The following is a 12154-nucleotide window of genomic DNA, read 5'->3' as shown; positions in this document are numbered from 1 at the left end:
GGCCGCACTGACGGCTCCTCGGCCAATCTTTCACTCGGGCATCACATGCCGTGGCGTTTAACGACTGGTCAGCACAAGAGGGTTGGCCCGGATCAGAACAACGCCCGCGCCAACGCCCGGCGCGCCCCCGTCACTCGCGGGTCCTCGGCGCCGACGACCTCGAAGAGCTCCAGCAGCCTCAGCCGCACCGCGTCCCGGTCCTCACCGGCGGTCCGCCGCACGGTGTCGATGAGCCGGCTGAACGCGTCCTCCACGTGACCGCCCACCAGATCCAGGTCGGCGGCGGTGATCTGCGCCTGTACGTCGGTGGGCTTCTCGGCCGCCTCCTTGCGCACCCGCTGCGGGTCGAGGTCCTGCACCCGCTGGAGCAACTCGGCCTGCGCCAGGCCGAGTTTGGCCTCCGGGTTGGCCGGGTCGTCGGCCAGCACGTTCTTGTACGCCTGCACCGCGCCGCCCAGGTCGCCGGCGTCCAGGGCCTGCGAGGCCGCGTTCAGCAGCGCTTCGTACGGGCCGACCGGGACCTGCTGAGCCGTCTGTGCGCCCGCCTCGGCGTCCGGGTCGACGGTCAGACCGGTCAGTCCGAACCGCTCCTCGGCGACCTGCACCAACTGGTCCAGCGTCTGTCGGATCTGCTCCTCGCCCGCCGCCCCCTGGAACAGGGGCAGGGCCTGGCCCGCGACCACCGCGAAGACCGCGGGGATCCCCTGGACGCCGAACTGCTGCATCAGCAACTGGTTGGCGTCGACGTCGATCTTGGCGAGGAGGAAGCGCCCGTTGTACTCGACGGCCAGTCGCTCCAGGACCGGGCTCAGCTGCTTGCAGGGCTGACACCACTCGGCCCAGAAGTCGATGACGACGGGCACCTCGGCCGACCGCTGGAGGACATCGCGCTCGAAAGTGGCCTCGTCGACGTCGATGACGAGATCGGCCGGGGAGACCGCCCCCGCGCCGCCCTCCCTGGCCGCTTGGGCGCGCGCCTGTTCCGCCTTCGCCTTGGCCTCCTGGGCCGCCTTCACCGCGGCAAGGTCGACGACTCCGCTCATGGACATGTTCCGTGGCTGCATGCGTCTATCCTCCCCCGTTCTGCCCGCCTGAGTGAAAACCGCCGGGAAAGCCGTACCGCGCCGGGCGCCCGGTCCCCACCTGACACCCTGTGGTCATCGCTCGGACACGGGTTCACGCCCGCGTTTCGCTACGACCCGTAGCGTAATGGCAGCGGACGCCCGCGCGGAAGCACGCCGTGGTGATCTCTCTCACGACCGGACAGGAACCACTCGTTTTCGGTCCGGTTATGGTCATGGGATGCAGAGCCGCACCCCCGCCGCCCGCGCCGGCCGGCCGCGCAGCGCCGCCGCGGACGCGGCGATCCTGGCCGCCACCCGGGCGGCGCTGGTGGAGCTGGGCTGGTCCCGGCTCACCCTGGGGGACGTGGCCACCCGGGCCGGGGTCGCGAAGACGACGCTGTACCGCCGCTGGGCGGGCAAGAACGAACTCGTCGTCGACGCCGTCGCCGAGCTCTTCGACGAACTCCGCCTCCCCGACCGCGGCAGCCTCGCCGCCGACATCGAGGGCGTGGTCCTCCAGTTCGCGGCGATCCTGGCCCGGCCCGAGGCCAAGAGCGGACTGATGGCCGTGGTCGCCGAGTCGACGCGCGACGAGGCCCTGCGCGAACGCATCCGCACCTCGATCGTGGACCGCCAGAAGCGCCTGGTCCTGGAGGGCCGCGCCCGCGCCCAGACCCGGGGCGAACTCCCCCCGGAACCGGACCCGGAGGAAGCCGCCCGCACGGTCGGCCTGATCTTCGACATCGTCGCGGGCGCGGTGGTGCACCGCACCCTGGTCAGCGCCGAACCGGCGGACGAGGAATGGGTGCGCGGCTTCACCCGGGTCCTTCTGACCGGGCTCGCGACGGACGGCTGACAGGGGCGCCGGGGCGGACGAGCCCGCCCCGGCTCCGGTCCCTCAGAACCCCGCGGGCTCCGTGTACACCCCCCACTCGTCCCGCAGGACCCCGCAGATCTCACCCAGCGTCGCCTCGGCGCGCACGGCGTCGAGCATCGGCTCGATCATGTTGGCGCCGGACCGCGCGGCCGCCAGCATCGCGTCCAGCGCGGAGCGCACGGCACTCTCGTCCCGCCCGGTCTTCCGCTCCCCGAGCACCCGCACCTGCTCCCGCTCGACCTCGTGGCTGACCCGAAGGATCTCCAGGTCCCCGGTGACCGAGCCGGTGTGGACGTTGACGCCGACGACCCTCTTGTCGCCCTTCTCCAGCGCCCGCTGGTACCGGAACGCCGACTCCGCGATCTCGCCGGTGAACCACCCGTCCTCGATGCCCCGCAGGATGCCGGACGTGATCGGCCCGATCGGGTGCTGCCCGTCGGGGTGCGCCCGCAGTCCCCGCTCCCTGATCTGCTCGAAGATCTTCTCGGCGTCCGCCTCGATCCGGTCCGTCAGCTGCTCGATGTACCACGAACCGCCCAGCGGATCGGCCACGTTGGCGACCCCGGTCTCCTCCATCAGCACCTGCTGCGTGCGCAGCGCGATCTCCGCGGCCTGCTCGCTCGGCAGCGCGAGCGTCTCGTCGAGCGCGTTGGTGTGCAGCGAGTTGGTGCCGCCGAGCACCGCCGCGAGCGCCTCCACGGCCGTGCGCACGACGTTGTTGTACGGCTGCTGGGCGGTCAGCGAGACCCCGGCGGTCTGCGTGTGGAAGCGCAGCCACTGCGCCTTGTCGGTCTTCGCACCGTAGACGTCGCGCATCCACCGGGCCCAGATGCGGCGCGCCGCACGGAACTTGGCGATCTCCTCGAAGAAGTCGACGTGCGCGTCGAAGAAGAAGGACAGGCCGGGCGCGAAGACGTCGACGTCGAGACCGCGGCTGAGCCCGAGTTCGACGTACCCGAAGCCGTCCGCCAGCGTGTACGCCAGCTCCTGCGCGGCCGTCGCCCCCGCCTCGCGGATGTGGTAGCCGGAGACGGACAGCGGCTTGTACGCGGGGATCTTGCTGGCGCAGTGCTCCATCAGGTCGCCGATGAGGCGCAGATGGGGCTCGGGCTGGAAGAGCCACTCCTTCTGGGCGATGTACTCCTTGAAGATGTCGGTCTGGAGCGTGCCGTTGAGGACGGAGGCGTCCACGCCCTGCCGCTCCGCGGCGACCAGGTACATGCAGAAGACGGGGACGGCCGGCCCGCTGATCGTCATCGACGTGGTGACGTCACCGAGCGGGATGTCCTTGAACAGCACCTCCATGTCGGCCGCCGAGTCGATGGCCACGCCGCAGTGGCCCACCTCGCCCAGCGAACGCGGGTCGTCGGAGTCGCGGCCCATGAGCGTCGGCATGTCGAAGGCGACCGAGAGCCCGCCTCCGCCGTTGCCGAGGATCATCTTGTAGCGCTCGTTGGTCTGCTCGGCGTTGCCGAACCCGGCGAACTGCCGGATCGTCCACGTACGCCCCCGGTAGCCGGTCGGGTACAGGCCGCGGGTGAAGGGGTACTCCCCCGGCCAGCCGATCCGCTCGAATCCCTCGTACGTGTCTCCCGGCCGGGGACCGTACACCGGCTCCACGGGGTCGCCGGAGAGCGTGGTGAAGTCCGCCTCGCGCTTGCGTGCGGCGTCGTACCGGGCCTGCCAGCGGTGGCGGCCCTCCTCGATGGCGTCAGCGTCCATACCCTCGAATTTACTAGGACGTCCAAGTAAATGTCGACGGCTGACCGCCGTACGGGTTCCGTACGGCGGTGGCGCGTGCTCAGGCCTTGGCGACCGCGGGGGCCTCGTCCTGCGCGGCGAGCCGGGACTCCAGCTCGCGGCTGACCTTGCGCTCGACGAAGAAGGCGGCGGTCGGGATGGTCCCCGCGAGAAGCACCCACAGCTGCTTGGCGACCGGCCACTTGGCCTTGGAGCCCAGATCGAAGGCGAACACCAGGTACACGACGTACAGCCAGCCGTGCGCGATGCCGACGACGCTCGTGAACCCCGCCGCGCCGTTGATGCCGAGCAGGTGCTTGGCGATCACGCCGAGAGTCAGCAGGACCAGCAGCACACCGGTGACGTAGGCCATGACCCGGTAGCGGGTCAGCACGCTTCGTTTCATGGGGACGAGCGTAACCACCCGTTCCGGGAGATCTTGCCCCGGGTGGCCCTGCCGCGGCGGTCCGCGCCCCGGCCCCTCGGTCCTCGCGCAAGCCGTGCGCGTCAGTCCTCGTGGAAGTCGTGCGCGGCGATCCGCAGCGGCCGCAGCATCGCGAAGATCTCGCCGCACTCCTCGGCGTCGTAGGCCCCGAGGCCGAACTCCATCGCCATCAGGTCGCGGGTGGCGGCATCGACCACCTCGCGGCCCTTGTCGGTGATGACGGCGAGCGTGCCGCGCCCGTCGTTGGGGTTGGGGCGCCTGGCGACGAGACCGGATCTCACCAGCCGGTCCACGGTGTTCGTCACGGACGTGGGGTGCACCATCAGACGCTCGCCGATCTTGGACATCGGCAGTTCGCCGGCCTTGGAGAAGGTGAGCAGCACCAGGGCCTCGTAGCGCGCGAAGGTCAGCCCGTACGGCTTGACCACCGCGTCGACCTCGGCCAGCAGGATCTGGTGGGCGCGCATGATCGAGGTGATCGCGGCCATGGACGGCACGCTTCCCCAGCGCTGCTTCCAGAGCTCGTCGGCACGGGCGATGGGGTCGAAAGGGAGACTGAGGGGCTTCGGCACGTCACCAGACCCTACCGGTCGGTCATATGCGGCTCAGCCCCGTCTCAGCTTTCGGTCCGGCGGGCTCAGCTCCCGGTCCGGCGGGCGGCCACCGCCAGCCCCACGCAGCACACCGTCCCCAGCACTCCGGCCCCCGCGACCGTCGCCGCCACCCCGGCGAACTCCGCCGCGACCCCGGCCAGTGCCATGCCCACGCCCTGGATCGTCATGAGTCCGGCGGTCAGCAGGGTCATCGCCCGGCCGCGCAGTTCCTCGGGCACCGCCCGCACGAACCACTGGTCCAGGCCCAGCGTGTACGCCGACCCGGCGCCCGAGAGCACCAGCAGGAGCAGGGAGACGGCGAGGCCGGGACGCAGGGCGTAGCCGAGGTAGGGCAGCAGGGTCAGGCAGACCAGTGGCAGGGCGATCCGCTCCCGGACGGCGGGCCGCAGCCGGGAGCCGGCGTACAACTCGCTCGCGATCGTGCCGACGGGCAGCCCGCACATCAGCAGACCGAGCCCGACGGAGCCGGCACCGAGCGCGTCGGCGTACGCGGCCGCCAGCGCCTCCGGCACGACCGCGAACATCGGCGGCACCCAGAACAGCAGCAGGAGTACGCGGATCCGGCGGTCGGCGAGCACCTGCCGGGCACCGCGCAGCGAGTCGCCCACCAGGGCGCCGGGCTGCCCGGTCCGGGCGGGACGGTTCCGGGTGCCGAGGCGGAGCAGGACGGCGGAGGCGAGGAAGGTGCCGACGGTGATCAGCAGGGCGTGCCGGGGGCTGACCACGGTGAGCAGCAGGCCGCCGAGGCCGAAGCCGACGAGCAGCGCGCTCTGCGAGACGATCCGCAGCAGGGAGCGGCCGAGGACGAACAGCTCGCCGTCGCCGAGGATGTCGGTGAGGCTGGCCATCCGCGTTCCCTGGAACACCGGTGACACGACGGCGACGGCGCAGCGCAGCGCGAGCAGGACGCCGATGTGGGCACCGGGCACCACCATCGGCGCCACACAGGCCGCGCACACCAGGTCGCAGGTGACGAGCACCCGGCGGGCCGGGAAGCGGTCGGCGATCCCGCTGAGGAGGGTGCCGCCGACGACGTAGGGCATGAGGCCGAGCGCGAAGGTGAGGGCGCTCATCAGGGGCGAGCCGGTGAGGTCGTAGACGAGCACCGACAGGGCGATCTCGCTGACCATCACGCCGAGCAGGGAGAGGGCGTGGGCGGCGAAGACCGCCCGGAACTCGGGTACGGCGAAGACCCGGGCGTAGCCGACCGCCGCTTCGGCCACGGGCACGGGGGCGGGCGTGGGTGCGGGCCGGTCCGGGGCCTGCGGGGTCGGGGTGGGCTCGGGGGCTTGCTGCTGCATGGGCGGCAGCGTGCCGGTGGGAGGGGCGGTCGGCGTAGAGTTTCGGCCACTGCCGAATCTTTGCCGTCTCTCCTGCCTTCCCCGTCTTCACCTGCCTTTCCTGTCTTCGCCTGTCTTTCCTGGGGGTGCCGTGCCGTTCCGTCTGCACTTCGGGGAGGACGACCTCATGCGGTGCCGGTTCGCGGTGTCGCCGCTGTGGGAGACGCAGGAGGCGGTGCGCACGCTGCGACGGCCGGACCGGCACGGGTACCACCCGCACTGGCTGCGCCGCATCCGGGAGGCCGCAGAGGGGCTGGACCTCGCCCCGCTGTGGCTGCTCATGCCCCGGCGGGGGCACAGCCCCGACTTCCTCGGGCCGCCACCGATCGGGCCGGCGGCCGTGTTCGAGGACGAGATCGCCCAGGTGCGGGCGGCGGATCCCGGGGCGGCGCGGGAGGACCTGGCGCGGGCGCTCGCCGAGACGCCGGGTGCGCTGGAGTCGTCGCGGGGGCGGGCGATGCTCGCCGATCCGGGGCGTGCGGTGCGGGAGCTGGCCGATCTGATGGAGGCCGCGTGGCACGCGCTGGTCGAGCCGGAGTGGCCTCGGCTGCGGGCGCTGCTGGAGGCCGATGTGGCCTTCCACTCGCGGCGGCTGGCCGAGGTGGGACTGGGGGCGCTGCTGCCGGAGCTGGACCGGCGGCTGTCCTGGGACGGGCGGACGCTGACGGTCGACTGGCCGGGCGAGCACGGGCGCGACCTCGACGGGCAGGGGCTGGTGCTGCTGCCGAGCGTGTTCTCCTGGCCGGACGTGATCAGCGGCTTCGATCCGCCCTGGCAGCCCACGCTGGTGTACCCGGCGCGCGGGCTGGGCGGTCTGTGGGTGCCGCGGGGCGCGGAGGCCGGCGAGGCCCTGGTCCGGCTGCTGGGACGGGGGCGGGCCGCGGTGCTGGCCGCGCTGACCGATCCGGCGTCGACGACGGCGCTGGCCCACCGTCTGGACCTGGCCCCGTCGTCGGTGTCGGCGCATCTGACGGTGCTGCGGGACGCGGGCCTGCTCACGTCCCGCCGGTACGGGCACCAGGTGCTCTACGAACGCACTCCGCTGGGGATGGCACTGGTCTCGGGCGGGTGAGGCCCTCGCGAGAGGGGCGGCGCGGGTGGGCCGGAGGGTCCCGCGACGCGCCGCCGGGTGTTCACTCCGCCTGCTGGGCGAGGTGCCGTTCGACCCGCTCCACCTTGGCGGTGAGGCCGTCCGTGACACCGGGACGGATGTCCGCCTTGAGGACCAGGGACACTCGCGGAGCGCGTGCCTCCACCGCGGCGACGGCTCGCTTGACGACGTCCATGACCTCGTCCCACTCACCCTCGACTGAGGTGAACATCGCGTCGGTGCGGTTGGGCAGGCCGGACTCGCGGACGACCCGGACGGCGTCGACGACGTACTCCCCCACGTCCTCGCCGACGCCCAGCGGGGTCACGGAAAAGGCGACGATCATGCGCTCACGACCCCTTCGCGGCGGGCGCGGGAGGCGATCACCGCGTCCTCGGCCTCGCGCTTGAGCCTGCGCTCGGCGAAGAAGCCACCGGTGGGCAGGACCGAGAGGACGAAGTAGAGGGCGGCGGTCCCCAGCGACCACTTGGCACGGTTCCAGGCGTCGGCCCAGAAGATCACGTACAGGATGAACAGGACGCCGTGGATCGCGCCCATCACGGGCACCGCGTTGAAGTCCGTGGTCCGCTTCAGGACCGAGCAGACCAGCAGCAGGAGGAAGGAGACCGCCTCGGGGGCGGAGACCAGGCGGAGGCGGCGGAGGGCGGTGGCGGTCTTGATGTCCACGGGTCACCTTCGGTGGGAGACGGACGGGCGGGCCGCTGAAGTGACGCGGACCGGCTTGTGAATGCGAGCACAAACGTTCGTCCATTGTGGCAAACCCGCGGGGCGGGTCCGGTCAGGGGGTGGGCGCGGCCGTCCCGTAAGGGTGTGAATCAGGGTCGTTGTCCCCCCGTGGGCCCTGTCGGCCTGCCCCGTCCGCCGCTACCTTCGCTCCGTGGCGATGTTCCGACTTCAAGACAGCAGGGTGCTCGCCGTCGACATGACCGGGGACGCCGTGAAGGCGAAGAACGGCTCGATGGTCGCGTACGACGGGCAGATGGCCTTCAAGAGGCTGACCGGTGGCGGCGAGGGACTGCGCGGCATGGTGACCCGGCGGCTCACCGGCGAGCAGATGACCGTGATGGAGGTGCGGGGGCACGGAACGTGCTGGTTCGCCGACCGGGCGGCCGAGATCAATCTGGTGCGGCTCCAGGGGGACAAGCTGTACGTCGAGTCGAGCAACCTGCTCGCGACGGACGCCGGGCTGCGCACGGGGACGACGTTCACCGGGCTGCGCGGCGCCTCCCAGGGCAACGGACTGTTCACGACCACGGTCGAGGGGCACGGGCAGGCGGCGATCATGTCGGACGGGCCGGCGGTGGTGCTCAGGGTCAGTCAGCAGTACCCGCTGATCGTCGACCCCGGCGCCTACATCGCGCACCAGGGCAACGTCCGGCAGTCCTTCCAGTCCGGGGTGACCTTCCGCACGTTCCTCGGGGAGGGCGGCGGGGAGGCCTTCCAGATCCGGTTCGAGGGGGACGGGCTGGTGTACGTCCAGCCGAGCGAGCGGAACACGATCGCGGGGGACCTGTGAGATGACCTTCCGGGAGATCAACTCGAAAATGGTCGAGGCGACGGTCGTGCCCGGCCGGCGCCTGTTCAGTCAGCGCGGCGCGATGCTCGCCTACCGGGGTGACGTGGCGTTCACGCCCAACATCCAGGGCGGCCAGGGCGGTCTGATGTCGATGATCGGGCGCCGGGTGGCGGGTGAGGCGACACCGCTGATGACCGTGGAGGGCAGCGGCACGGTCTTCTTCGGGCACGGCGGCCACCATGTGCACGTGATCGAGATGACGGGTGACACGTTGTACGTGGAGGCGGACCGTCTGCTCGCCTTCGAGGGCACGCTCCAGCAGGGCACGATGTTCATGGGCTCGCAGGGCGGGGTCATGGGCATGGTGCGGGGCCAGGTGACGGGTCAGGGACTGTTCACGACGACCCTCCAGGGACACGGCTCGGTTGCGGTCATGGCGCACGGCGGCGTCTTCGAGGTGCCGATCACCCCGCAGCGCCCCGTCCACGTCGACCCGCAGGCCTACGTCGCCCACCACGGCGACGTCCGCAACAAGCTGTCCACCGCGCTGGGCTGGCGCGAGATGGTGGGACGCGGCTCCGGGGAGGGCTTCCAGCTCGAACTGAGCGGCAACGGCACGGTGTACGTCCAGGCGTCGGAGGAGAAGCTGTGAGCGCGTACGGAACGCCCGGCGCCGGGCCGGTGGTCCACGACCCGACGACCCTGCCGGCCGACGACAACGTGAACCCGTACACCTTCTGCGTGGAGCTCAAGGGAAGCCAGTGGTTCCTCCAGAAGGGGAAGATGATCGCCTACTACGGGGCGATCGAGTTCAACGGCATCGGACACGGCCGACTGGACCATCTGGTCCGCACGGCCTTTCATTCGCCTCTGCACGCGAGCGACTGGGTGGTGGCCGAGGGTTCGGGCCGGATGCTGCTCGCCGACCGGGCCTTCGATGTCAACTCCTTCGACCTGGACGACGGCAATCTGACCATTCGCTCCGGCAATCTGCTCGCTTTTCAGCCAAGTCTGTCGCTCAAGCAGTCGATCGTGCCCGGCTTTCTCACCCTCATCGGAACCGGAAAGTTCGTGGCCGCGTCCAACGGGCCGGTGGTGTTCATGGAGCCCCCGATCCGGGTGGACCCGCAGGCGCTGGTCGGCTGGGCCGACTGCCCGTCCCCGTGCCATCACTACGACCACGGGTACCTGACCGGCGTACTGGGCGGGCTGCGTTCCATGACGGGCCTCGGGCCGGTCTCCGGGGAGGAGCACCAGTTCGAGTTCGTGGGGGCCGGGACGGTCCTGCTGCAGTCCAGCGAGAGCCTCATGGCCGAACTGGCGGCAGGGGTGCTTCCGGACGAGCCCGGGGTACCCGGAGGGGGAAGGGTGTCCGGAACCCGCGGACAGCAGGGCGGGCAACCGCGCCTTCCCGGACAGCTGGGAGATCTCCAGCGTCGCTTCGGGGTGTGAGCGGTAGTCTGCGGAGTGTGACATCGAACGCGTGCGCGCCGTCACACCACCGTCACTAGTTCGCCTTTCAACTTCTTAGGTAGACTTCATTCATGGAGACCGAGACGGCCACGCGCTGGCTGACCGATGCGGAGCAGTGCGCCTGGCGCACCCACCTGGAGGTCAACAGGCTGTTGACGTACCAGCTCGAAAAGGACCTGCAGCCGTTCGGCCTGACGATGAACGACTACGAGATCCTGGTGAATCTCTCCGAGTCGGAGGACGTCCGGATGCGCATGAGCGACCTCGCGTCCGCCACCCTCCAGTCCAAGAGCCGCCTCTCGCACCAGATCACCCGCATGGAGAACGCGGACCTGGTGCGCCGTGAGAACTGCGAGTCCGACCGCCGGGGCCTGTACGCGGTCCTCACCGAGCACGGCATGGAGACCATGCAGAAGGTCGCGCCGCACCATGTGGCGTCCGTGCGGAGGCACTTCATCGATCTGGTCGACCACGAGACGCTGATGGAGCTGGACAAGGCCCTGAAGCCGATCGCCGAGCATCTGCGGGGGCAGCGGGGCCGCAACTGAGCCTGCTCGAGGCGTCCGGGTTTCGGGCCGGCCCGAAACCCGGACGCCGGGCGGAACACGCCTACCGGCGCCGCCACGCTCCCGCGATCAGCGCCGCCGCCACGGACGCCCCGCCCGCCAGCAGGAAGCACACCCCGAGCGGCAGGGCGCCGATCAGCAGTCCCGTCACCAGCGCTCCACCTGACCCGCCGGCGTTCACCGCCGCGTTCACCCACGCTCCGGCCCGCGTCCGAGAGCCTTCCGCCGCCGTCTCGTCGGCCAGCAGATACGCCGTGGTCAGCGCCGGAGCGATGAACGCGCCCGCGCAGGCCATGGCCGCCGTCAGGGTCCACATGCCGGGCGCGAGGCCCGCCGCCGCGACCACGGGACCAAGACCCGCCGCGAACCAGGTCAGACGCACACGGGCGGGTGTACGCCAGTCGATCGCCCCGTTGACGAGGCCGCCCACCGCGCTGCCTGCCGAGAGGGCGCCCAGGACCCACGGCACCAGGGCCGTGTCGTACGACCGCTCGGCGGCGAACGCCATCACCAGCAGTTCCACCCCACTGAGCGCCAGGCCGACCCCCAAGGCCACGGCGACCGGCGGCAGCAGGCCGCGGAGCCCGGCGAGGCGGCTGCCGGACTTCTCCCGCCGCGGCGCCGGACGGGGGCCGGTCATCGCCGGCGACGTGACGAAGGCGCAGGTGCCGGCGACGATCAGCAGCGCGCTGAGCAGGAGGCCGGACGCCGGGGGCGCGAAGCCCACCAGCACGCCGACGAGGACCGGGCCGGAGACGAACAGCAACTCCTCGGCGACGCCGTCCAGGCTGTAGGCCCGCAGCAGGAGGCCTCGGTCCGCGACGAGTTCGGACCACAGGGCGCGCATGGTGGGACCCAGCGGGGGCGCACAGGCGCCCGCGAGGGCGGCGGCCGTGGCGACGACCGCGGCCGGTGCGCCGGGGCCCCAGGTCAGGACGGCCAGGGCGCACAGCAGAGCGCCGTAGAGCGCCGCCATGGGGAGCAGGACGCGGCGCGGTCCGTACCGGTCGACCAGGGACGCCCGCAGGGGCATCAGGAAGACCGACGTGGCGCCGAACAGGGACATCACGGCACCGGACACGGCATACGACCCGGTGGCCCGGGTGACGGACAGCATCACCGAGAGCGCCACCATCCCGTAGGACAGGCGTGCCGTCAGGGCGGCGGTGAAGGTGCGGCGCGCGTGCGGGACGCGCAGGACGGCGGCGTACGAGGGCCGCGCGGGCAGGGCCGGGCGCGACGAAGTGGGCGCGGACATGAGTGGTTCCTCACATGAAGGCATGAAGACGGGACACCGGAGCGCCGCGTCCGCCGACGGTCGGTCGTCGGTCCGGGACGCGGCGCGGGTGTGCGGTCTATGCCAAGTGGAGGAACATGCCGGTCAAGTTAGCGATATCCGCCGTGATTG

At 71.4% G+C, this 12154-nt stretch carries 14 protein-coding genes; 6 read left to right on the top strand and 8 right to left on the bottom strand.

Annotation, left to right across the window (positions count from 1 at the left end; genetic code table 11):
- Positions 1–92: 92 nt before the first annotated feature.
- The gene (locus ACFY3J_RS32020; RefSeq protein ID WP_390842279.1) at positions 93–1064 is read right to left on the bottom strand and encodes a tetratricopeptide repeat protein; all 972 of its coding nucleotides are present in this window, start codon (positions 1062–1064) and stop codon (positions 93–95) included.
- A gap of 238 nt (positions 1065–1302) precedes the next feature.
- On the opposite strand from ACFY3J_RS32020, the gene ACFY3J_RS32015 reads away from it, so the two are divergent.
- Complete coding sequence (locus ACFY3J_RS32015; RefSeq protein WP_384171110.1) at positions 1303–1920, top strand: TetR/AcrR family transcriptional regulator; 618 nt, start codon at positions 1303–1305, stop codon at positions 1918–1920.
- Between the two features lie 42 nt (positions 1921–1962).
- Here ACFY3J_RS32015 and ACFY3J_RS32010 read toward each other — a convergent pair whose 3' ends face one another.
- From ACFY3J_RS32010 to ACFY3J_RS31995, 4 genes are all read right to left on the bottom strand, one after another.
- Positions 1963–3663 carry a methylmalonyl-CoA mutase gene (locus ACFY3J_RS32010; RefSeq protein WP_384171113.1) on the bottom strand — a complete coding sequence of 567 codons (1701 nt, stop codon included), beginning with the start codon at positions 3661–3663 and terminating at the stop codon, positions 1963–1965.
- Between the two features lie 79 nt (positions 3664–3742).
- Positions 3743–4087, bottom strand: a complete 345-nt coding sequence (locus ACFY3J_RS32005) for a DUF3817 domain-containing protein (RefSeq protein WP_384171116.1) — start codon at positions 4085–4087, stop codon at positions 3743–3745.
- A 101-nt stretch (positions 4088–4188) separates the two neighbouring features.
- Positions 4189–4698 (bottom strand): MarR family transcriptional regulator, encoded by a 510-nt coding sequence (locus tag ACFY3J_RS32000; RefSeq protein WP_365426234.1) that lies wholly within the window; start codon positions 4696–4698, stop codon positions 4189–4191.
- 65 nt (positions 4699–4763) lie between these two features.
- Entirely contained in the window at positions 4764–6041 is a 1278-nt protein-coding gene (locus ACFY3J_RS31995; RefSeq protein WP_384171120.1) for an MFS transporter, read from the bottom strand.
- Positions 6042–6171: 130 nt separating this feature from the next.
- Between ACFY3J_RS31995 and ACFY3J_RS31990 the strand changes: the two genes are divergently transcribed.
- Positions 6172–7152 (top strand): DUF5937 family protein, encoded by a 981-nt coding sequence (locus ACFY3J_RS31990; RefSeq protein WP_384171123.1) that lies wholly within the window; start codon positions 6172–6174, stop codon positions 7150–7152.
- A 61-nt stretch (positions 7153–7213) separates the two neighbouring features.
- Here ACFY3J_RS31990 and ACFY3J_RS31985 read toward each other — a convergent pair whose 3' ends face one another.
- Together ACFY3J_RS31985 and ACFY3J_RS31980 are read right to left on the bottom strand one after the other, a co-directional pair.
- Positions 7214–7516 carry an MTH1187 family thiamine-binding protein gene (locus tag ACFY3J_RS31985; RefSeq protein WP_384171126.1) on the bottom strand — a complete coding sequence of 101 codons (303 nt, stop codon included), beginning with the start codon at positions 7514–7516 and terminating at the stop codon, positions 7214–7216.
- Entirely contained in the window at positions 7513–7857 is a 345-nt protein-coding gene (locus ACFY3J_RS31980) for a DUF3817 domain-containing protein (RefSeq protein ID WP_384171129.1), read from the bottom strand. Before ACFY3J_RS31980 ends, ACFY3J_RS31985 begins: the two co-directional genes overlap by 4 nt.
- A gap of 217 nt (positions 7858–8074) precedes the next feature.
- On the opposite strand from ACFY3J_RS31980, the gene ACFY3J_RS31975 reads away from it, so the two are divergent.
- The 4 genes from ACFY3J_RS31975 (at position 8075) to ACFY3J_RS31960 (ending at position 10728) form a co-directional block, all read left to right on the top strand.
- Positions 8075–8707, top strand: a complete 633-nt coding sequence (locus tag ACFY3J_RS31975) for an AIM24 family protein (RefSeq protein WP_384171132.1) — start codon at positions 8075–8077, stop codon at positions 8705–8707.
- 1 nt (position 8708) lies between these two features.
- On the top strand, positions 8709–9359 hold the full coding sequence (locus tag ACFY3J_RS31970; RefSeq protein ID WP_225075614.1) for an AIM24 family protein: 651 nt from the start codon (positions 8709–8711) through the stop codon (positions 9357–9359).
- Positions 9356–10159: an AIM24 family protein gene (locus tag ACFY3J_RS31965; RefSeq protein ID WP_225075613.1), complete on the top strand. Its 804-nt coding sequence runs from the start codon at positions 9356–9358 to the stop codon at positions 10157–10159. Before ACFY3J_RS31970 ends, ACFY3J_RS31965 begins: the two co-directional genes overlap by 4 nt.
- Positions 10160–10251: 92 nt before the next feature.
- Positions 10252–10728: a MarR family winged helix-turn-helix transcriptional regulator gene (locus tag ACFY3J_RS31960; RefSeq protein WP_384171135.1), complete on the top strand. Its 477-nt coding sequence runs from the start codon at positions 10252–10254 to the stop codon at positions 10726–10728.
- A 61-nt stretch (positions 10729–10789) separates the two neighbouring features.
- Here ACFY3J_RS31960 and ACFY3J_RS31955 read toward each other — a convergent pair whose 3' ends face one another.
- Entirely contained in the window at positions 10790–12004 is a 1215-nt protein-coding gene (locus tag ACFY3J_RS31955; protein WP_384171138.1) for an MFS transporter, read from the bottom strand.
- Positions 12005–12154 lie beyond the last annotated feature (150 nt).

Source organism: Streptomyces sp. NPDC001231, assembly GCF_042896885.1.
Taxonomy (GTDB): Bacteria; Actinomycetota; Actinomycetes; order Streptomycetales; family Streptomycetaceae; genus Streptomyces.
This window is presented reverse-complemented; position numbering and strand designations above follow the sequence as displayed.

Bases quoted from the DNA above. Each gene is read 5' to 3' on its own strand.
- ACFY3J_RS32020 (WP_390842279.1), bottom strand. From the start codon at position 1,064: ATGCAGCCACGGAACATGTCCATGAGCGGAGTCGTCGACCTTGCCGCG.
- ACFY3J_RS32015 (WP_384171110.1), top strand. From the start codon at position 1,303: ATGCAGAGCCGCACCCCCGCCGCCCGCGCCGGCCGGCCGCGCAGCGCC.
- ACFY3J_RS32010 (WP_384171113.1), bottom strand. From the start codon at position 3,663: ATGGACGCTGACGCCATCGAGGAGGGCCGCCACCGCTGGCAGGCCCGG.
- ACFY3J_RS32005 (WP_384171116.1), bottom strand. From the start codon at position 4,087: ATGAAACGAAGCGTGCTGACCCGCTACCGGGTCATGGCCTACGTCACC.
- ACFY3J_RS31995 (WP_384171120.1), bottom strand. From the start codon at position 6,041: ATGCAGCAGCAAGCCCCCGAGCCCACCCCGACCCCGCAGGCCCCGGAC.
- ACFY3J_RS31985 (WP_384171126.1), bottom strand. From the start codon at position 7,516: ATGATCGTCGCCTTTTCCGTGACCCCGCTGGGCGTCGGCGAGGACGTG.
- ACFY3J_RS31975 (WP_384171132.1), top strand. From the start codon at position 8,075: ATGTTCCGACTTCAAGACAGCAGGGTGCTCGCCGTCGACATGACCGGG.
- ACFY3J_RS31970 (WP_225075614.1), top strand. From the start codon at position 8,709: ATGACCTTCCGGGAGATCAACTCGAAAATGGTCGAGGCGACGGTCGTG.
- ACFY3J_RS31960 (WP_384171135.1), top strand. From the start codon at position 10,252: ATGGAGACCGAGACGGCCACGCGCTGGCTGACCGATGCGGAGCAGTGC.
- ACFY3J_RS31955 (WP_384171138.1), bottom strand. From the start codon at position 12,004: ATGTCCGCGCCCACTTCGTCGCGCCCGGCCCTGCCCGCGCGGCCCTCG.